Genomic DNA, 19,972 nt, shown 5'->3' on the forward strand with positions numbered 1-19,972 from the left:
CCCTCTTACGGGCTTCGAAGACATGTGCGTCATAATTGCTTGTGAATGTGAACGCGTTCACAAGCGAGTCCGATTGTTGCCCTGTTGCGCAGGACACACCGGGGCAAACGGCCGCCGCCGCAGCGGTGACGTAAGGAGAGTGACGACGTGGACCTGGCTTTGGCGCCGGAGACACTGGCGCGCTGGCAGTTCGGCATCACGACCGTCTACCACTTCCTGTTCGTCCCCCTGACGATCTCGCTGGCCGCCCTGACGGCCGGACTGCAGACCGCCTGGGTGCGCACGAGCAAGGAGAAGTACCTCAGGGCCACCAAGTTCTGGGGCAAGCTTTTCCTGATCAATATCGCCATGGGTGTGGTCACCGGCATCGTCCAGGAGTTCCAGTTCGGCATGAACTGGTCCGACTACTCCCGCTTCGTCGGTGACGTCTTCGGTGCCCCGCTCGCCTTCGAGGCGCTGATCGCGTTCTTCTTCGAGTCCACGTTCATCGGACTGTGGATCTTCGGCTGGGACAAGCTGTCCAAGAAGATCCACCTGGCCTGCATGTGGATGGTGGCGCTCGGCACGATCCTGTCGGCGTACTTCATCCTCGCGGCCAACTCCTGGATGCAGCACCCCATCGGCTACCGGATCAACGAGGCCAAGGGGCGCGCGGAACTCACCGACTTCTGGGCGGTGCTCACCCAGGACACGGCGCTGGCCCAGGTCTTCCACACGCTGACCGCGGCCTTCCTGACCGGTGGCGCCTTCATGGTCGGCATCGCCGCCTACCACCTCGCCCGCAGGAAGCACGTGCGCGAGATGAAGACCTCGCTGCGGCTCGGCCTGATCACGGTCGTCATCGCCGGCCTGCTCACCGCGGTCAGCGGCGACGTCCTCGGCAAGGTCATGTTCAGGCAGCAGCCGATGAAGATGGCGGCCGCCGAGGCACTGTGGGACGGCGAGAAGTCGGCACCGTTCTCGGTCTTCGCCTACGGCGATGTCGACAAGGGGCACAACAAGGTCGCCATCGAGATTCCGGGCCTGCTGTCCTTCCTGGCCAACGACGACTTCGGTTCGCACGTCCCCGGCATCAACGACGTCAACAAGGCGGAGCAGGAGAAGTACGGGCCCGGCGACTACCGGCCCAACATCCCCGTCACCTACTGGGGCTTCCGCTGGATGATCGGGTTCGGCATGGCCTCCTTCGCCATCGGTCTTGCGGGACTGTGGCTGACCCGCAAGAAGTTCCTGCTGCCGAAGCATCTGCGGGTCGGTGACGACGAGGTGCCGCATCTGGTGCTCTTCCGGAACAAGGCACTCGGCCCGCAGCTGACGACGTGGTACTGGCGCGTCGCGATCTGGACGCTGGCCTTCCCGCTGATCGCCAGCTCCTGGGGCTGGATCTTCACCGAGATGGGCCGCCAGCCGTGGGCCGTCTACGGCGTGCTGCAGACCCGGCACGCGGTCTCCCCCGGCGTCTCCCAGGGCGAGGTCCTCACGTCGATGACCGTCTTCACGCTGCTCTACGCCATCCTCGCCGTGATCGAGGTCAAGCTGCTCGTGAAGTACGTCAAGGCCGGCCCGCCCGAGCTCACGGAGGCCGATCTCAACCCGCCCACGAAGATCGGCGGCGACGAGCGTGACGCCGACAAGCCGATGGCCTTCTCGTACTAGGCCGAGGGAGCTGCACAGTCATGGAACTGCACGACGTCTGGTTCGTTCTCATCGCCGTCCTGTGGATCGGATACTTCTTCCTGGAGGGTTTCGACTTCGGGGTCGGCATCCTCACCAGGCTGCTCGCCCGGAACCGGGCCGAGAAGCGGGTGCTGATCAACACCATCGGCCCCGTGTGGGACGGCAACGAGGTCTGGCTGCTCACCGCGGGCGGCGCGACCTTCGCCGCCTTCCCCGAGTGGTACGCCACCCTCTTCTCCGGCTTCTACCTGCCCCTGCTCGTCATCCTGGTCAGCCTGATCGTGCGCGGAGTCGCCTTCGAGTACCGGGCCAAGCGGCCCGAGGAGAACTGGCAGCGCAACTGGGAGACCGCGATCTTCTGGAGTTCGCTGATCCCCGCGTTCCTGTGGGGCGTGGCCTTCGGCAACATCGTGCGGGGCGTGAAGATCGACCAGAACCTCGAGTACGTCGGCGGCGTCAGCGACCTCCTCAACCCGTACGCGCTCCTCGGTGGACTGGTCACCCTGACGCTGTTCACCTTCCACGGCGCGCTGTTCACCGCTCTGAAGACCGTCGGTGACATCCGCGAGCGGGCACGGAAGCTGGCCCTGCGCGTGGGCCTGGTGACGGCCCTGGCCGCCCTGGTCTTCCTGCTGTGGACACAGGCGCACACGGGCAACGGCGAGAGCCTGGTGGCGCTGGTCGTGGCGGTGGTCACCCTGGTGGCCGCGCTCGCGGCCAACCAGGCGGGCCGCGAGGGCTGGGCCTTCGCGCTGTCGGGCGTCACCATCGTGGCCGCCGTGGCGATGCTGTTCCTGTCGCTCTTCCCGAACGTCATGCCGTCCACGCTCGACACGGACTGGAGCCTGACGGTCACCAACGCCTCGTCCAGCCCGTACACCCTGAAGATCATGACCTGGTGCGCCGCGATCGCCACGCCGATCGTCCTGCTCTACCAGGGGTGGACCTACTGGGTGTTCCGCAAGCGGATCGGCACACAGCACATCGCCGAACCCGCGCACTGAGTCCGGTGAGGGTGTGTTTCACGTGAAACACACCCTAGGGACCGAAGGGCATGCTTCACGTGAAACCGATCGATCCGCGACTTCTCCGTTACGCCCGTGCCACCCGGCTCTTCCTGGTGGCCGTCGTCGGGCTGGGCGCCGTCGGCGCGGGACTGGTGATCGCACAGGCGATGCTCATCGCCGAGGTGGTGGTGGGCGCTTTCCAGCACCGGACGGCGGTCGCCGGACTGCGCACGCCCCTGCTGCTGTTGGTGGCCGTGGCCTGCGGCCGTGCGCTGGTCTCCTGGCTGACCGAGCTCGCCGCGCACCGGGCGAGCGCGGCGGTGAAGTCGGAGCTGCGCGGGCGGCTGCTGGAGCGTGCGACGGCACTCGGCCCCGGCTGGCTGGGCGAACAGCGGACCGGCTCGCTGGTCGCCCTGGCCACACGTGGGGTCGACGCCCTGGACGACTACTTCTCGCGCTATCTGCCGCAGCTGGGGCTGGCGGTGGTCGTCCCGGTGGCGGTGCTCGCGCGGATCGTCACCGAGGACTGGGTCTCCGCGGCCATCGTCGTGGGCACCCTTCCGCTGATCCCCGTCTTCATGATGCTGATCGGCTGGGCCACGCAGTCCCGCATGGACCGTCAGTGGCGGCTGCTGTCCCGGCTGTCCGGGCACTTCCTGGACGTCGTGGCGGGACTGCCGACCCTGAAGGTGTTCGGCCGGGCCAAGGCACAGGCGGAGTCGATCCAGCGCATCACCGGCGAGTACCGGCGGGCGACCATGCGCACCCTGCGGATCGCCTTTCTGTCCTCGTTCGCCCTGGAACTGCTGGCCACGCTGTCGGTGGCCCTGGTCGCGGTCACGATCGGCATGCGGCTCGTCAGCGGCGACATGGACCTGTACATCGGGCTGGTCATCCTCGTGCTCGCGCCCGAGGCGTATCTCCCGCTGCGGCAGGTCGGTGCGCAGTACCACGCGGCGGCGGAGGGGCTGGCGGCGGCCGAGGAGATCTTCGCCGTGCTGGAGACCCCCGTGCCGAAGTCCGGCACGGCGGTCGTCCCGACGGGCGACCTGTCCTTCGAGAACGTGAGCGTCCGCTACCCCGGGCGGTCCGGGGATGCCGTGAAGGACGTGTCCTTCGCCGTGCGGCCGGGGGAGACGGTCGCGCTCGTCGGGCCCAGCGGTGCGGGCAAGTCGACACTGCTGAACGTCCTGCTGGGGTTCGTGCGGCCCACCGAGGGCCGGGTGCGGATCGCGGGGGTCGATCTCGCCGACGTCGACCTGGAGCAGTGGCGGTCGCGGATCGCCTGGGTGCCGCAGCGGCCGCACCTGTACGCCGGGACGATCGCCGAGAACGTACGGCTGGCACGGCCCGACGCGGACGACGCCGCCGTACGCGGGGCGCTGGCCGACGCCGGTGCGCTGGAGTTCGTGGACGCGCTGCCCGAGGGGATGGACACCGGGCTCGGCGAGGACGGGGCCGGACTGTCCGCGGGACAGCGCCAGCGGCTCGCGCTCGCCCGGGCCTTCCTCGCCGACCGGCCCGTCCTGCTGCTCGACGAGCCGACGGCCGCGCTGGACGGAGCCACCGAGGCGGAGGTCGTGGCAGCGGTACGACGTCTGTCCGCCGGGCGGACCGTGCTGCTGGTGGTGCACCGGCCGGCCCTGCTGGAGGTGGCGGACCGGGTGGTGCGCCTCGACGAGGCCGGGTCCCCCGCGTCCGCACGGTCCGCGGTCCCGAGCGCCGCGGCACGGCCGGGGGAAAAGCCGCAGCCGGAACGCACCGCCACCCCGACCGGCCCCGGGGCCGAGGCCACGACGGCCGCGGGTGGCGTTCTCGGCCGGGTCCGGGCGATGTCCGGGCCCCGGCGCGGCCGTCTCGCCCTCGCCCTGCTGCTCGGCAGCCTCGCGCTCGGCAGCGCGGTCGGGCTGATGGCCACGTCCGGATGGCTCATCTCGCGGGCGTCCCAGCAACCGCCCGTGCTCTACCTGATGGTGGCCGTCACGGCGACCAGGGCCTTCGGCATCGGGCGGGCGGTCTTCCGCTACGCGGAACGGCTGGTGTCGCACGACGCCGTACTGCGGATGCTGGCCGATACGCGGGTGGCCGTCTACCGGCGGCTGGAACGGCTGGCGCCCGCCGGGCTGCGCCGGATGCGCCGCGGCGACCTGCTCACGCGGCTCGTCGCGGACGTGGACGCCCTGCAGGACTACTGGCTGCGCTGGCTGCTGCCCGCCGGTGCGGCACTGACCGTGTCCGCCGTCTCCGTCGCCTTCACCACCTGGCTGCTGCCCGAGGCCGGTGCGGTGCTCGCCGCCGGCCTGCTCACGGCCGGGGCGGGCGTCCCCCTCGTCACCGGGGTCGTGTCACGGCGCGCCGAGCACCGGCTCGCCCCCGCACGCGGCGCCCTCGCCACCCGGGCTGCCGACCTGCTCACCGGCACCGCCGAACTGACGGTCGCCGGTGCCCTGCCCGCCCGCGCCGAAGCAGCCAGGCGGGCCGACGGCGCGCTGACCCGGATCGCCTCGCGCGCCGCCACCGCCACCGCGCTCGGTGACGGACTCACCGCCCTGATCTCCGGGCTGACCGTCGCGGCGGCGGCCCTCGTCGCAGCCCAGGCGGTCGCCGACGGGCTGCTGGCCGGTGTGACCACGGCCGTCGTCGTCCTCACCCCGCTGGCCGCCTTCGAAGCGGTCCTCGGCATGCCGCTCGCCGTGCAGTACCGGCAACGGGTGCGGCGCAGCGCGGAGCGGGTGTACGAGGTCCTGGACGCCCCCGAACCCGTCCGCGAGCCGGAGCGGCCCCGGCAGGCGCCCGCCTCACCGTTCCCGCTCGCCGTCGGCAACCTGACGGCCCGGCACGCGGGCCAGGACCGGCCGGCACTCGCCGGCGTCGGCCTGACGCTCCAGGAGGGCCGCAGGGTCGCCGTGGTCGGGCCGTCCGGGTCCGGCAAGACCACGCTCGCCCAGGTACTGCTGCGCTTCCTCGACGCGGAAGCGGGCACCTACACCCTCGGCGGCGTCGACGCCCACGCCCTGGCCGGCGACGACGTACGACGGCTGGTCGGACTGTGCGCCCAGGACGCGCACCTGTTCGACAGCTCGGTGCGGGAGAACCTGCTGCTCGCCAAGAAGGACGCGACCGAGGCCGAGCTGCGGGACGCCCTCGCACGGGCCCGGCTGCTGGACTGGGCCGACACCCTGCCCGACGGGCTCGACACGCTCGTCGGCGAGCACGGGGCCCGGCTGTCGGGCGGGCAGCGGCAGCGGCTGGCCCTGGCCCGTGCGCTGCTCGCCGACTTCCCGGTGCTCGTGCTCGACGAGCCCGCCGAACACCTCGACCTGGCCACCGCCGACGCGCTCACCGCCGACCTGCTGGCCGCCACCGAGGGCCGTACGACGCTGCTCATCACGCACCGCCTGGCCGGGCTGGAGGCCGTGGACGAGGTGATCGTCCTGGACCAGGGACGCGTGGTCCAGCGGGGGGCGTACACGGAGCTGGCCGCACTGCCGGGACCGCTGCGGCGGATGGCCGAGCGGGAGGCGGAGACCCAGCTGCTGGTGGGGGCGGGGTAGCGGCTTCACCCGCGCGCCAGGTCCCGCCGGGTGGGCAGCGCGCCGGTTACAGCCGCTCCCCCAGCATCCGTTCGATCACCGCGGCGACCCCGTCCTCGTTGTTGGCGAACGTCACCCCCGAGGCCGCGGCGATCGCGTCGGGGTGGGCGTTGCCCATGGCGTAGGACCGGCCGGCCCAGGTGAGCATCTCGATGTCGTTCGGCATGTCGCCGAAGGCGACGACCTCCTCGTGCGAGACGCCGCGCTCGGCACAGCACAGCGCCAGAGTGCTCGCCTTGGAGACGTCCGGGCCGCTGATCTCCAGCAGGGCGCTGGGGCTGGACCGGGTGATCGTGGCGCGCTCGCCGACGGCGAGCCGGGCGACGGTGAGGAACGCGTCCGGGTCGAGCGTGGGGTGGTAGGCGAGGATCTTCAGGATCGGCTGCTCGGCTCCGGCCCCGTCCGGCGCCAGCAGTTCCTCGGCGGGCGCGCGGGTGTCGGGTATCTCCATGTGCAGCTTCGGATAGGCCGGCTCCTGATAGAAGCCGTACGTCTGCTCGACCGCGTACACCGTGCCCGGCACCGCCGCGCGCACCAGCCGTACCGCGTCCAGCGCGATCTCCCGTGCCAGCTCGCGCACCTTCACGAAGCGGTGGGCGCCGGGTCCGCCGTGCAGGTCGACCACGGCCGCGCCGTTGCCGCAGATCGCCAGGCCATGCCCGTGGACGTGGTCGCTGACCACGTCCATCCAGCGGGCCGGGCGGCCGGTGACGAAGAAGACATCGATACCCGCCTCCTCCGCGGCCGCCAGGGCGGCGATCGTGCGGGGGGAGACCGACTTGTCGTCGCGCAGCAGAGTTCCGTCGAGATCGGTGGCGATCAGCCGCGGCGGCAGGGCGGCGGCCAGGGTCTCGGGCTGTCGAGTCGCTGAGGTCACCGGGGCATTGTCCCGCATATGCCCGCACGACCGTGCGGCACTCCGCACATTTGAGGGGTTGTCTCGGTCACGCCAGCTGGGCGGGCGCTTCCAGGGCGATCCGCTCGAAGACCTTCTCCTCAGCGGCGAAATCCGAGTCGGGGATGGGCCAGTGGATCACGATCTCGGTGAAACCCAGCTCCTGGTGGCGGCCGGCGAAGTCGACGAACGCGTCGAGGGACTCCAGCGGCCGCCCCCGGTCCGGGGTGAATCCGGTCAGCAGGACCTTGTCGAGCACGGCAACGTCACGGCCCACCTCGGCACAGGCGTCCGCGAGCTTCTCGGCCTGAACGCGGAGGGCCTGGACGGACTGCTCCGGCGTGCCGTTCTCGTACAGCTTGGGGTCGCCGGTGGTCACCCACGCCTGCCCGTGCCGCGCCGCGAGCCGCAGCCCGCGCGGACCGGTCGCGGCCACCGCGAACGGCAACCGGGGCCGCTGCACGCAGCCGGGGATGTTGCGGGCCTCGTGGGCGGAGTAGAAGTCGCCCTGGTAGGACACCGAGTCCTCGGTCAGCAGCCGGTCGAGCAGGGACACGAACTCGGCGAACCGGTCGGCCCGCTCCCGAGGTGTCCACGGCTCCTGCCCGAGCGCGGTGGCGTCGAAGCCGGTGCCACCCGCGCCGATGCCGAGCGTGATCCGCCCGCCGGAGATGTCGTCGAGGGAGATCAGCTCCTTGGCGAGGGTGACCGGGTGCCGGAAGTTCGGCGAGGTCACCAGCGTGCCCAGCCGCAGCCGGTCGGTCACGGCCGCGGCGGCGGTCAGTGTCGGCACCACCCCGAACCACGGGCCGTCCCGGAAGCTGCGCCAGGACAGATGGTCGTAGGTGTACGCGGTGTGGAAACCGAGCTGTTCGGCACGGGTCCATGCCGAACGGCCGCCCTCCTGCCAGCGGCGGTACGGAAGGATCACGGTGCTCAGGCGCAGACTCATGGCCCCGAGCCTAAGCGCCCGCAAGCGTTTCACGTGAAACCGTCACCGCCCGCGGCCGGGTGGTCCAGGCCGCCGACCGTGCCGGACCGGGCTCAGTGGTGGGAGGCAAACCGCAGGTAGCGAGGTGGCACGGTCTTCGTCAGCCATACCCCGTTGGCGCTGACGTGGAAGACATGACCGTCGCGGTGCATGGCGGCCGCGTCCACGGCGAGCACCACCGGACGGCCACGGCGGGCGCCGACACGGGCCACGGTCTCGCGATCGGGTGAGAGGTGCACGTCGTGTCGGTTCATGGGCCGCAGGCCCTCGACGCGGATGGCGGTCAGGTTGCGGGCCACCGTTCCGTGGTAGAGGTACGGCGGCGGGGTCGCGGCCGGCAGTGCGAGGTCGACCTCGATGCTGTGGCCCTGACTGGCGCGGATACGGGTGCCCTCGATCGCGAAGCGCCGCTTGTCGTTGGTGGCGATCACATGCTCCAGTTCCTCGCGCGAGATGCGGAAACCATGGGCGGCCGCCGCCGCGAGCAGCGTGTCGATCTCGACCCAGCCGCCCTCGTCGAGGGTGAGCCCGATCCTCCCGGGCTGGTGGCGGAGGTGTCGGGAGAGGTACTTCGACACCTTCACGGCGCGCCTTTCGTCCATCCGACCAGCTTGCCGGGAGAGACGAACATCACGCAGGTCAATTTCGCCAGGGAGGTTTGATCCACAGCCAACTTGCCTTATCCACAGGTGAATTGGCAGAACCTGTGGACAACCGGCCGCTGTTTCGGGGCGTCGTGCCGGAATCGGCGGCTCCCAGCGGAGGCTCCACCCGCGCGAGCCTGCGCAGCGCCCGCGGAGCGAAACGCGACATCGCGTGGAAGAGACGCGCCTCCGGCGTCACCGGCACCACCGCGTCGTCGCGCACGACCGCGCGCAGGATCGCGTCGGCCACCTTCTCCGGCGGGTAGCCGCGCAGCCCGTACAGGCGGGCCGTGCGCTGCCGCAGGCGCTTCTCCTCCGCCGCGTCGACGCCCGCGAAGTGCGCCGCCGACGTGATGCCGGTGTCGACGAAGCCGGGACAGACCGCCGTGACGCCGATCCCCCGCCCGGCCAGCTCCGCGCGCAGGCACTCGCTCAGCATCAGCACCGCCGCCTTGGAGGTGCTGTAGGCGGGCAGAGCCCTCGAGGGCTGGTACGCCGCCGCAGACGCGGTGTTGACGATGTGGCCGCCCTGCCCGCGCTCGGCCATCCGCCTCCCGAAGAGCCGGCAACCGTGGATCACCCCCCACAGGTTGACGTCGAGGACCTCCCTCCAGTCCTCGGGGGTGTGGTCGAAGAACGAACCGGACAGGCCGATGCCGGCGTTGTTCACCAGCACGTCCACCACGCCGTACTCGGCGGCGACCTTCTCGTCCAGCTCCTCCATGGCCCGCTCGTCACGGACGTCCACCGGCTCGGCCCAGGCGGCCGGCGCGCCGAGCAGCCGGGACCGCTCGGCGGTGCGGACCGCGGACTCGGCGTCCCGGTCGACGGCCACGACGCGCGCGCCCGCCTCGGCGAAGGCGAACGCAGTGGCCCGTCCGATGCCGCTGCCCGCGCCCGTGACCAGCACGAGCTGCCCGGCGAAGCGGTCGGCGTACCTGCCGACGGCGGCGGGCCGCGGCCGTCCGTCCTCGGTGGCCGTCACGAAGTCCGTGATCCAGGCCGCCAGCTGGTCGGGCCGGGTGCGCGGGACCCAGTGCCCGGCGGGGAGCGTACGGCGCACCAGGTCCGGGGCCCACCGCTCCAGGCCGTCGTACAGGCACTCCGACAGGAAGGCGTCCTCCAGGGGCGTGATGAGCTGCACCGGCACGCGCGCGTAGGCGTCCGGTCGCGGCCTGCGCAGCCGGGCGCGGACGTTGTCCCGGTACAACCAGGCGCCGTGCGCCGCGTCCCGGGGCAGCGACGAGGTCGGGTAGCCGTCGGCGGGCAGCTTCTCGACACGTCCGAGAATCCTGGGCCAGCGCCTGCCGAGCGAACCGCGCCAGGCCAGTTCGGGCAGCTTCGGCGTGTGCAGCAGGTACACGTACCAGGACTTGGCGCCCTGGCCGAGGAGCTGGCCCACCCGGCGCGGGGTGGGGCGCTTGACGCGCGTGCCGATCCAGTGGCCGAAGTGGTCCAGGGACGGCCCGGACACGGACGTGAAGGAGGCGATCCGGCCCTCGGTGCGCCGGACGGTGACGAACTCCCAGGACTGCACCGAGCCCCAGTCGTGCCCCACGAGATGCACCGGCCTGCCGGGACTGACCGCGTCCGCGACCGCCAGGAAGTCGTCCGTGAGCTTCTCCAGCGTGAAGCCGCCGCGCAGCGGCAGGGGCGCGGTGGAGCGGCCGTGGCCCCTCACGTCGTACAGCACGACGTGGAACCGGCCGGCCAGACGCCGGGCCACCTGGGACCAGACCTCCTTGCTGTCCGGATAGCCGTGCACCAGGACGACCGTCGGCTGTTGTGGGTCCCCCAGTTCGGCCACGCACAGCTCGACCCCGCCCGTGCGGACCCGGCGCTCCCGCGCGCCCTTCAGCGGCATCACGCGCGTCACCTCTCCCGGGACTGTGTGAGACCTGAGGGTGTGACCCTTAAGGTCCCCGTAATACTCGAGTCTGATGCCAAGACGGCTCTCGGGTCTGACGACGTGCGTGGCACGGGTCACTACCGTCGAGGGCGTGACTGTGATCGCGACCGAAAGCCTGAGCAAGCGGTTCCCCAGGGTGACCGCGCTTGACCGGCTCTCCGTGGACGTCGGACCCGGTGTGACCGGACTCGTCGGCGCCAACGGAGCCGGCAAGTCCACACTCATCAAGATCCTGCTGGGTCTGTCCCCCGCCACCGAGGGCCGCGCCGAAGTGCTCGGTCTCGATGTCGCCACCGAGGGCGCCGCCATCCGCGAGCGCGTGGGCTACATGCCGGAGCACGACTGTCTGCCGCCCGACGTCTCGGCCACCGAGTTCGTCGTCCACATGGCGCGCATGTCCGGCCTGCCCCCGACGGCCGCGCGGGAACGCACCGCGGACACCCTGCGCCACGTCGGCCTGTACGAGGAGCGCTACCGCCCCATCGGCGGCTACTCCACCGGCATGAAGCAGCGCGTCAAGCTCGCCCAGGCCCTGGTGCACGACCCGCAGCTGGTCTTCCTCGACGAGCCGACCAACGGCCTCGACCCGGTGGGCCGCGACGAGATGCTCGGCCTGATCCGCCGTATTCACACCGACTTCGGCATCTCGGTCCTGGTCACCTCCCACCTGCTGGGCGAGCTCGAACGCACCTGCGACCACGTCGTCGTCATCGACGGCGGCAAGCTGCTGCGCTCCAGCTCCACCACCGACTTCACCCAGACCACGACCACCCTCGCCATCGAGGTCACCGACAGCGACGAGCACCCGGACGGCACCCGCGCGGTGCGCGACGCGCTCCACGCGCGCGGGGTGGACACCCAGGACGGTACGGGCCTGCCGGGCGCCGGCCACGTCCTGCTGCTCACCGCGCAGAGCGAGGAGACGTACGACCTGGTGCGGGACGTGATCGCGGGCCTCGGCCTCGGCCTGGTGCGCATGGAGCAGCGCCGGCACCACATCTCGGAGGTCTTCCGGGACCACGACGAACAGCGCGACGGACAGCGGAAGGAGGCGGTCGGCCATGGCAGTTGAGCACTCCGCGGCACCGCCCTCGGGCGACGGGGCCCGCATCCACAACATCGGCTACCGCAGCTACGACGGCCCCCGCCTGGGCCGCGCCTACGCCCGCCGCTCGCTGTACTCGCAGTCCCTGCGCGGCGCCTACGGCCTCGGCCGCTCGGTGAAGTCCAAGGTGCTGCCCATGCTGCTGTTCGTGGTGATGTGCGTGCCCGCGGCCATCATGGTCGCCGTCGCGGTCGCCACCAAGGCCAAGGACCTGCCCATCGCCTACACGGACAACGCCCTCATCATGCAGGGCGTCATCAGCCTCTACGTCGCCTCGCAGGCACCCCAGTCCGTCTCCCGCGACCTGCGCTTCAAGACCGTGCCGCTGTACTTCTCGCGGCCCATCGAGACCGCCGACTACGTCCGCGCCAAGTACGCGGCGCTGGCCTCGGCGATGTTCATCCTGACCGCCGCCCCGCTGCTGGTGCTCTACGTGGGCGCACTGCTGGCCAAGCTGGACTTCGCCGACCAGACCAAGGGATTCGCCCAGGGACTCGTCTCCGTGGCGCTGCTCTCCCTGCTCTTCGCCGGCCTCGGCCTGGTCATCGCCGCCGTCACCCCGCGCCGCGGCTTCGGCATAGCCGCCGTGATCGCCGTGCTGACCATCTCCTACGGCGCCGTCTCCACCCTCCAGGCCATCGCGGACGCCCGGAACAACACCGGCGCCATCCCCTGGATCGGCCTGTTCTCGCCGGTCACCCTGATCGACGGAGTGCAGACCGCCTTCCTGGGCGCGACCTCCTCGGCACCCGGCGGTGTCGGCCCCGGCACCGGCGAGGGCATCGTGTACGTCCTCGCCGTCCTTGGCCTCATCGCCGGCGCATACGGCCTCCTGCTGCGCCGCTACAAGAAGGTGGGAATGTGACGACCCTCAGCATCGACCACGTCTCCCGCTGGTTCGGCAACGTGGTCGCCGTCAACGACATCACCATGACGATCGGTCCCGGCGTCACCGGCCTGCTCGGCCCCAACGGCGCCGGAAAGTCCACGCTGATCAACATGATGGCCGGCTTCCTCGCCCCCTCCACCGGCAGCGTCACCCTCGACGGGCAGCCGGTGTGGCGCAACGAGCGGATCTACCGGCGCATCGGCATCGTCCCCGAGCGGGAGGCGATGTACGACTTCCTCACCGGCCGCGAGTTCGTCGTCGCCAACGCCGAACTGCACGGCCTGGGCGCCAAGGCCGCCCAGAAGGCACTCGCCACCGTCGAGATGGAGTACGCGCAGGACCGGAGGATCTCCACCTACTCCAAGGGCATGCGGCAGCGCGTGAAGATGGCGAGCGCCCTCGTCCACGACCCCTCGCTGCTCCTGCTCGACGAGCCGTTCAACGGCATGGACCCGCGCCAGCGCATGCAGCTGATGGACCTGCTGCGGCGCATGGGCGACGAGGGCCGCACGGTGCTGTTCTCCTCCCACATCCTGGAGGAGGTCGAACAGCTCGCCCGGCACATCGAGGTCGTCGTCGCCGGACGCCACGCGGCCAGCGGCGACTTCCGCAGGATCCGCCGCCTGATGACCGACCGCCCGCACCGCTACCTGGTGCGCTCCAGCGACGACCGCGCGCTCGCGGCCGCGCTGATCGCCGACCCCTCGACCTCCGGCATCGAGGTCGACCTCGCCGAGGGCGCACTGCGCGTCCAGGCCGTCGACTTCGGCCGGTTCACGGCGCTGCTGCCGAGGGTGGCCCGGGACCACGGCATCCGACTGCACACGGTCTCGCCGTCCGACGAGTCCCTCGAGTCCGTCTTCTCGTACCTGGTCGCGGCGTAGGAGGCCCACGATGTACGACCCCACAGTCGCCCGGCTCACCTACCGGGCCCTGCTCGGCCGCCGCCGGGCCCTCATCCTCGGCGCGCTGCCGCTGCTGCTCGTCGTGATCGCCGCCGCCGTCCGCGCTCTCGCCGGAGCCGACGACCAGACCGCGGTGAACGTCCTCGGCGGGTTCGCCCTCGCCACCATGGTGCCGATCATCGGCGTCATCGCCGGCACCGGTGCCATCGGGCCGGAGATCGACGACGGTTCGGTGGTGTACCTGCTGTCCAAGCCGCTGAAGCGGCCGACGATCATCTTCACCAAGCTGATCGTGGCGATCGCGGTGACCATGGTGTTCTCGGCGGTGCCGACCCTGGTCGCCGGGCTGATCCTCAACGGCAACGGGCAGCAGATCGCCGTGGCCTACACAGTGGCCGCACTGGTCGCCTCCATCGCCTACGCGGCCCTCTTCCTCCTGCTGGGCACGGTCTCCCGGCATGCGGTGGTCTTCGGGCTCGTGTACGCGCTCGTGTGGGAGGCGCTGTTCGGCTCCCTGGTCCCCGGGGCGCGCACGCTGAGCGTCCAGCAGTGGGCGCTGGCCGTGGCCCACAAGGTCGCCGGCGGCGACATGGTCACCTCCGACGTCGGGCTGCCGACCGCGACGGTGCTGCTGGTGGCGGTGACCGTGCTGGCCACCTGGTACGCCGGGCAGAAGCTGCGGTCCCTGACACTCGCCGGAGAGGAGTGAGGCGGGCGCTTCCTCGGCGGACGGGCCCACCCGGTCTTGACGGAGGCTTCACCTCCGTCCGGGCACACTGGGCAAAGCGGACGGACGATCGGGAGGACGGGCATGGCCGCCGGGACACCGGAGAGCGAGGGACGGGGGAGGACCGAGGACACCTGGGACGACGTCGTCCTCGACGCGGACTTCATACGGGCCGCCGAGACCACCGAGCCGTCCGCGAGGGCCCGGATGCTCACCGCGCGCTGGCGGCACGAGCAGCCCGAGCCGCAGCCGTGGCGCTCCGACGAGCCGCCCGCGGGATGGTTCTTCAGCAAGGCGCGCCGGCGCAGGTGGCGGCGCCGGTGACCGGGCCGGGTGCCCGCTAATTCGGTGGCGCCGACGCTGTCGTCACGGCACAGTGGTGGTGTCCACCACGCCGGACGGAGCGTCGGCGTCACGATCCGGGAGAGGAGCTGGGCGATGTCCATGCACGGCAGTACGCCGAGCTCCCGACAGGGCAGCCCGCGGCGGGCTCCGGGGTAGAACCACCCACTCCGTCGAGCCCGCCCCGCACGGGGAACTGCCCGGGGCGGCCGCTTCGAGCACGCGATCCGCTGTCGCGTGGGCCGCCCACCCGGAGGATTGGCCGAGTGGTAAGGCACCGGTTTGCTAAACCGTGGTCGGGGTTGTCCCCGCGCACGTTCGATCCGTGCATCCTCCGCACAGACAGAAAAGCACAGGCCGAAAGCACGGATAAAAGCACAGACAGAAAAGCACGGGCCGAAAGCTCAGCCCAGCAACCTCTCCAGCACCACCGCGATGCCGTCCTCGTCGTTCGAGGCCGTCGTCTCGTCCGCGACCGCCTTCAGCTCCTCGTGGGCGTTGGCCATGGCCACACCGTGGGCCGCCCAGGTGAACATCGGAACGTCGTTGGGCATGTCACCGAAGGCGACGGCATCCGCCGCCCTCAGACCCAGCCGCCGTGCCGCCAGCGACAGGCCCGTCGCCTTCGACAGGCCGAGCGGCAGCAGCTCGACGATGCCCTCGCCGGCCACGGTGACCGAGACGAAACCGCCGGCGGTCCGGCGGGCCACGTCGGCCAGTTCGTCGTCCGTGAGGGTCGGGTGCTGGATGTAGATCTTGTTGAGGGGCGCGCTCCACAGGTCCGAGGCGTCCGCGAGCGGAATCGCCGGAAGCGGGCCCGAGACCGCGTAGCCGGGACCCACGAGCACCTCGCCGTCCAGGCCGTCGCGGCCGGCCGCCAGGTGCAGCGGACCGACCTCGGCCTCGATCTTGGCCAGCGCCACACCGGCCAGCTGCCGGTCCAGGGTCACCGAGGTCAGCAGGCGGTGCTCCCCGGCGTCGTACACCTGGGCGCCCTGGCCGCAGACCGCGAGGCCCCGGTAGCCGAGGTCGTCGAGGACGTGCCGTGTCCAGGGCACCGCGCGGCCCGTGACCACGAGATGCGCGGCACCCGCCGCGGTGGCCGCGGCGAGTGCCTCACGGGTGCGCCCCGAGACCGACCCGTCGGAGCGCAGCAGGGTGCCGTCGAGGTCGGTGGCGATCAGCTTGTAGGGGAAGGACTCGGGGAGGTGGCTCACTTGGCCACCGGTTCCAGAACCTCCCGGCCGCCGAGGTGGGGACGCAGCACCTCGGGCACCCGTACGGAGCCGTCGGCCTGCTGGTGGTTCTCAAGGATCGCGACGATCGTGCGCGGGACGGCGCACAGCGTGCCGTTGAGCGTGGCCAGCGGACGGACCTTCTTGTCCTCGCGCACCCGGATCTGCAGGCGGCGGGACTGGAACTCGGTGCAGTCCGAGGTCGAGGTCAGCTCGCGGTACCTGCCCTGGGTCGGGATCCACGCCTCGCAGTCGAACTTGCGCGAGGCGGAGGCGCCCAGGTCGGCCGAGGCCACGTCGATGACCCGGAACGGCAGCTCCAGCGAGGTCAGCCACTGCTTCTCCCACTCCAGCAGCCGCCGGTGCTCCTCCTGCGACTCCTCCGGGGCGACATAGGAGAACATCTCCACCTTGTCGAACTGGTGCACGCGGAAGATGCCGCGGGTGTCCTTGCCGTGCGAGCCGGCCTCACGGCGGAAGCACGGCGAGAAGCCGGCGTACCGCAGCGGCAGGCGCTCGGCGTCGATGATCTCGTCCATGTGGTACGCCGCCAGCGGCACCTCGGACGTGCCGACCAGGTACAGGTCGTCCTTGTCGAGGTGGTACACGTCCTGGGAGGCCTGGCCGAGGAAGCCGGTTCCGGCCATCGACTGCGGGCGGACCAGCGCCGGGGTCAGCATCGGCGTGAAGCCGGCCGCGGTGGCCTGGGCCATCGCCGCGTTCACCAGGGCCAGCTCCAGCAGGGCACCGACACCGGTGAGGAAGTAGAAGCGCGAACCGGAGACCTTCGCGCCGCGCTCCACGTCGATCGCGCCGAGCGACTGCCCGAGCTCCAGGTGGTCCTTGGGCGTGAAGCCCTCGGCGTCGAAGTCGCGGATCGTGCCGTGCGTCTCCAGCGTGACGAAGTCCTCCTCGCCGCCGACGGGCACGTCGGGGTGCACGAGGTTGCCGAGCTGGAGCAGCAGCTCCTGGGTCTCCGCGTCCGCCGCGTCGCGTTCGGCGTCGGCCGCCTTGACGTCGGCGGCGAGCCGACTCGCCTTCTTCAGCAGCTCGGCCTTCTCCTCGCCGGAGGCCTTGGGGATGAGCTTGCCCAGCGCCTTCTGCTCGGCGCGCAGCTCGTCGAAGCGGACGCCGGACGACCTGCGCCGCTCGTCGGCAGACAGGAGGGAGTCGACGAGCGCGACGTCCTCTCCACGGGCGCGCTGGGAGGCGCGCACACGGTCGGGGTCCTCACGGAGCAGGCGAAGGTCAATCACGCGGTCAAGGCTACCGGTGCGGCGTTCCGCCTCACGACCCAGTATTCCGAACCGTACATTGCGTACCGTTATGGGGGAATTGCCCCCTGTGTCGATGAGGGCCGCCCGCTCCCCGGGGCGGGGCGGGTGGCAGACGTACGGCTGACTGAATTTCTTCGCATGGACCGGCATGCGGGGTCGCGTTGTCCACAGCGGTCTACGGTGATCCACATGTTCCGGAAAGTTATCCACAGGCTGTGCGAAAGATCTGTGGAAGACGGAATTGATCACTCCGGAAGCCGTGGCCGGAAGGAAGAATTCCGGCTTGAGTCGGCCCGGCGCCCACTTTCGGGTGGAAAGGGGTCGCCCCAAAAGATGAACCAAAGGAGGTGAGTGGACGAAGAGCGACTTGTCCGCCCTGATCCCTCCAGGGGGCCGCAAGGGGATTTGTCGATCGAATCGCCCATGGATATCGACTTGTCCCCTGGTCGAGAAGAAGACCTGTGGACAACTTCTGTGGATAACGCCGACCCGGCTGGAAACGAACGGCCTGGCTAGAAACGACCGTCCTGGCAGTGCGCCACCCAGTCCGCCGCCGCCACGAACTCCCCGTCCGAGGTCCCGGTCAGTGGAGGCCGTACGTCCGTCACGCCGATGTCCGCCCGCGGGTACGAGCCGAGGAAGCGCACCTGCAGACAGATCCGCTTCAGCCCCATCAGGGCCTCGGCCATCCGGCGATCGTTGATGTGACCCTCGGCGTCGACGCAGAAGCAGTAGTTGCCGATGCCGGCGCCCGTCGGGCGGGACTGCAGCAGCATCAGGTTGATGCCGCGGGTGCTGAACTCGCCCAGCAGGTCGCGCAGTCCGCCGGGATGGTCGTCGCGCTGCCACAGCACCACGGAGGTCTTGTCCGCGCCGCTCGGGGCGGCGGGCCGGGCGGGTCGGCCGACCAGTACGAACCGCGTCTGCGCGTTCTCGGCGTCGTGGATTCCCGTCTCCAGGGGCACGAGCCCGTAGCGCTCGGCCGCGAACTCACCGGCGAAGGCGGCGTCGTAGCGGCCCTCCTGGACCAGGCGGGCACCGTCCGCGTTCGAGGCGGCCGACTCCCAGACGGCGTCCGGGAGATACGCCTTCATCCAGTTGCGCACCTGCGGCTGGGCGGCCGGGTGGGCGGTGACCGTCTTGACGTCGGACAGCTTGGTACCGGGCCTGACCAGCAGCGCGAAGGTGATCGACAGCAGCACCTCGCGGTAGATCATCAGCGGCTCGCCCGCGACCAGCTCGTCGAGGGTGGCGGTGATGCCGCCCTCGACGGAGTTCTCGATCGGCACGAACGCGGCCTCGGCCTCGCCGGCGCGGACCGCGTCCAACGCGGACTGAACGGACACGTACGGGATCAGCTCCCGGGTGGCCGTCTCGGGAAGGGTGCGCAGGGCGACTTCGGTGAAGGTGCCCTCGGGGCCGAGATACGCGTAGCTCGCTGGCATGACCTCACCCTAATGGCCGCCCGGGAGGCAGGCTCGCCCGTCTCACGAGAGCCCCTCCCGAGGGTGAACCCGCGTAACCCCCGCCCGAGCCGCTCCTCCTCGCCGTGCTCACCCCTCCAGCAGACGCTGTCCCACGTATTCGCCCTTGGCCGCCCCGCCCGGCACCGCGAACAGCCCGCTCGCCTCGTGCCGGATGTACTGCGACAGCGCGTCGCCGCGGTCCAGCTTGCGCTGCACCGGCACGAAGCCGCGCAGCGGGTCCGCCTGCCAGCAGACGAACAGCAGGCCCGCGTCGGAGGTGCCGTCGGCGTCGAAGCCGTCGTGGTAGGAGAAGGGGCGCCGGAGCATGGCCGCGCCCCCGTTCCGGTCGGGCCGGGTGATCCGCGCGTGCGCGTTGACCGGGACGACATAGCTGCTGTCCTTCCCCGTCTTCTCCAGGTCCATCGCGGTCGTCTCGCTGCCCCCGCTGAGCGGTGCCCCGTCGGACTTGCGGCGCCCGATGACGTTCTCCTGCTGGGCGAGCGACAGCTTCTCCCAGTCGTCCAGGAGCATGCGGATGCGGCGTACGACGACGTAGGAGCCGTTCGCCATCCAGGCCGGCTCACCGTTCGCGGGGACGAAGACGCGCTGGTCGAAGTCGGGGTCGGACGGCTTGGGGTTGCGGGTGCCGTCGACCTGGCCCATGAGGTTGCGGGTCGTCATGGGGCGCGTGGTGGCGCCGGGGGAGCGGTTGAAGCCGTTCATCTGCCAGCGAACGCGGGCGGCGCTGCCCGCGTCCTTCTGCAGGGCGCGCAGGGCGTGGAAGGCGACCAGCGCGTCGTTCGCGCCGATCTGCACCCACAGATCGCCGTTGCTGCGGGTCCTGTCGAGCTGGTCGGAGGAGAAGTCGGGCAGGGGGTCGAGGGCGCTGGGCCGCTGCTTGTGCAGACCCGTCCGGTCGAAGAAGGAGTGGCCGAAGCCGAAGGTGACCGTCAGTGAGGAGGGGCCGGCGTCCAGGGCGATGCCGGTGTCGTCGTGGGCGGCCGGCTCGCCGGCCATCAGCCGCTCGGCCGTCGCCGACCAGCGGCGCAGCAGCGCGGCGACCTCCTTGCGGCCCGCACCGGCCGCGAGGTCGAAGGCCATGAGGTGGCCGTGGGCCTGCAGGGGGTCGGTGATGCCGGGCTGATGTTTCCCGTGAAACATCGCCCGGTCGGCGCCGAGCGAGGTGAGCGGGGTGGCGCCGGCGGGCGCCGCCGTGTATCCGACGGCGGCGCCCGCCGCGCCGAGGACGAGTCCGGTCGCGCCGGCCGTGCCGAGCAGCTGCCGGCGCGATATGCCCGCTCTCGTGGGGG

16 protein-coding genes and 1 tRNA gene are annotated in these 19,972 nt (G+C 71.1%); 9 read left to right on the forward strand and 8 right to left on the reverse strand.

The genetic code is table 11. The annotated features are described in order from the left end of the window. The first annotated feature begins 147 nt into the window (after positions 1-147). From C1I97_RS00180 to cydD, 3 genes are read left to right on the forward strand one after another with little or no spacing between them, the layout of a single operon-like run. The gene (locus C1I97_RS00180) at positions 148-1,656 is read left to right on the forward strand and encodes a cytochrome ubiquinol oxidase subunit I (RefSeq protein WP_111001159.1); all 1,509 of its coding nucleotides are present in this window, start codon (positions 148-150) and stop codon (positions 1,654-1,656) included. Positions 1,657-1,676: 20 nt separating this feature from the next. Then, positions 1,677-2,681 (forward strand): cytochrome d ubiquinol oxidase subunit II, encoded by a 1,005-nt coding sequence (gene cydB, locus C1I97_RS00185; RefSeq protein ID WP_111001160.1) that lies wholly within the window; start codon positions 1,677-1,679, stop codon positions 2,679-2,681. A gap of 50 nt (positions 2,682-2,731) precedes the next feature. Next, complete coding sequence (gene cydD / locus C1I97_RS00190) at positions 2,732-6,238, forward strand: thiol reductant ABC exporter subunit CydD (protein ID WP_258382347.1); 3,507 nt, start codon at positions 2,732-2,734, stop codon at positions 6,236-6,238. Between the two features lie 46 nt (positions 6,239-6,284). Here the strand turns inward: cydD and C1I97_RS00195 are convergent, their stop codons facing one another. The 4 genes from C1I97_RS00195 to C1I97_RS00210 form a co-directional block, all read right to left on the reverse strand. After that, positions 6,285-7,172 (reverse strand): HAD-IIB family hydrolase, encoded by an 888-nt coding sequence (locus C1I97_RS00195; RefSeq protein WP_181446486.1) that lies wholly within the window; start codon positions 7,170-7,172, stop codon positions 6,285-6,287. A 49-nt stretch (positions 7,173-7,221) separates the two neighbouring features. Beyond that, positions 7,222-8,124, reverse strand: a complete 903-nt coding sequence (locus C1I97_RS00200; protein WP_111001162.1) for an LLM class flavin-dependent oxidoreductase — start codon at positions 8,122-8,124, stop codon at positions 7,222-7,224. A 92-nt stretch (positions 8,125-8,216) separates the two neighbouring features. Next, positions 8,217-8,765, reverse strand: a complete 549-nt coding sequence (locus tag C1I97_RS00205; protein ID WP_111001163.1) for an RNA 2'-phosphotransferase — start codon at positions 8,763-8,765, stop codon at positions 8,217-8,219. Positions 8,766-8,802: 37 nt separating this feature from the next. Next, on the reverse strand, positions 8,803-10,671 hold the full coding sequence (locus C1I97_RS00210; protein WP_181446487.1) for an SDR family oxidoreductase: 1,869 nt from the start codon (positions 10,669-10,671) through the stop codon (positions 8,803-8,805). A 142-nt stretch (positions 10,672-10,813) separates the two neighbouring features. On the opposite strand from C1I97_RS00210, the gene C1I97_RS00215 reads away from it, so the two are divergent. The 6 genes from C1I97_RS00215 (at position 10,814) to C1I97_RS00240 (ending at position 15,021) form a co-directional block, all read left to right on the forward strand. Further along, positions 10,814-11,788: an ABC transporter ATP-binding protein gene (locus tag C1I97_RS00215; protein ID WP_111001165.1), complete on the forward strand. Its 975-nt coding sequence runs from the start codon at positions 10,814-10,816 to the stop codon at positions 11,786-11,788. Then, entirely contained in the window at positions 11,778-12,686 is a 909-nt protein-coding gene (locus tag C1I97_RS00220; protein ID WP_111001166.1) for an ABC transporter permease, read from the forward strand. The genes C1I97_RS00215 and C1I97_RS00220 overlap by 11 nt, the downstream gene beginning before the upstream one ends. Continuing rightward, on the forward strand, positions 12,683-13,594 hold the full coding sequence (locus C1I97_RS00225) for an ABC transporter ATP-binding protein (protein WP_111001167.1): 912 nt from the start codon (positions 12,683-12,685) through the stop codon (positions 13,592-13,594). Before C1I97_RS00220 ends, C1I97_RS00225 begins: the two co-directional genes overlap by 4 nt. 10 nt (positions 13,595-13,604) lie before the next feature. Continuing rightward, positions 13,605-14,324 carry an ABC transporter permease gene (locus tag C1I97_RS00230; RefSeq protein WP_111001168.1) on the forward strand — a complete coding sequence of 240 codons (720 nt, stop codon included), beginning with the start codon at positions 13,605-13,607 and terminating at the stop codon, positions 14,322-14,324. A 102-nt stretch (positions 14,325-14,426) separates the two neighbouring features. Continuing rightward, positions 14,427-14,666 carry an SGM_3592 family protein gene (locus C1I97_RS00235; protein ID WP_111001169.1) on the forward strand — a complete coding sequence of 80 codons (240 nt, stop codon included), beginning with the start codon at positions 14,427-14,429 and terminating at the stop codon, positions 14,664-14,666. A gap of 270 nt (positions 14,667-14,936) precedes the next feature. Further along, positions 14,937-15,021, forward strand: a tRNA-Ser gene (locus C1I97_RS00240). A gap of 67 nt (positions 15,022-15,088) precedes the next feature. Here the strand turns inward: C1I97_RS00240 and C1I97_RS00245 are convergent. The 4 genes from C1I97_RS00245 to efeB all read right to left on the reverse strand — a co-directional run. Continuing rightward, complete coding sequence (locus tag C1I97_RS00245) at positions 15,089-15,901, reverse strand: HAD family hydrolase (RefSeq protein ID WP_111001170.1); 813 nt, start codon at positions 15,899-15,901, stop codon at positions 15,089-15,091. Then, positions 15,898-17,175, reverse strand: a complete 1,278-nt coding sequence (gene serS, locus C1I97_RS00250; protein ID WP_111001171.1) for a serine--tRNA ligase — start codon at positions 17,173-17,175, stop codon at positions 15,898-15,900. The genes C1I97_RS00245 and serS overlap by 4 nt, the downstream gene beginning before the upstream one ends. Positions 17,176-17,708: 533 nt before the next feature. After that, entirely contained in the window at positions 17,709-18,641 is a 933-nt protein-coding gene (pheA, locus tag C1I97_RS00255) for a prephenate dehydratase (protein ID WP_111001172.1), read from the reverse strand. 108 nt (positions 18,642-18,749) lie between these two features. Then, positions 18,750-19,972: iron uptake transporter deferrochelatase/peroxidase subunit (gene efeB, locus C1I97_RS00260; RefSeq protein WP_111001173.1), on the reverse strand; the 1,223-nt coding region annotated here is incomplete at its 5' end.

It is taken from the genome of Streptomyces sp. NTH33 (genome assembly GCF_003236365.1).
Classification (GTDB): Bacteria; Actinomycetota; Actinomycetes; order Streptomycetales; family Streptomycetaceae; genus Streptomyces.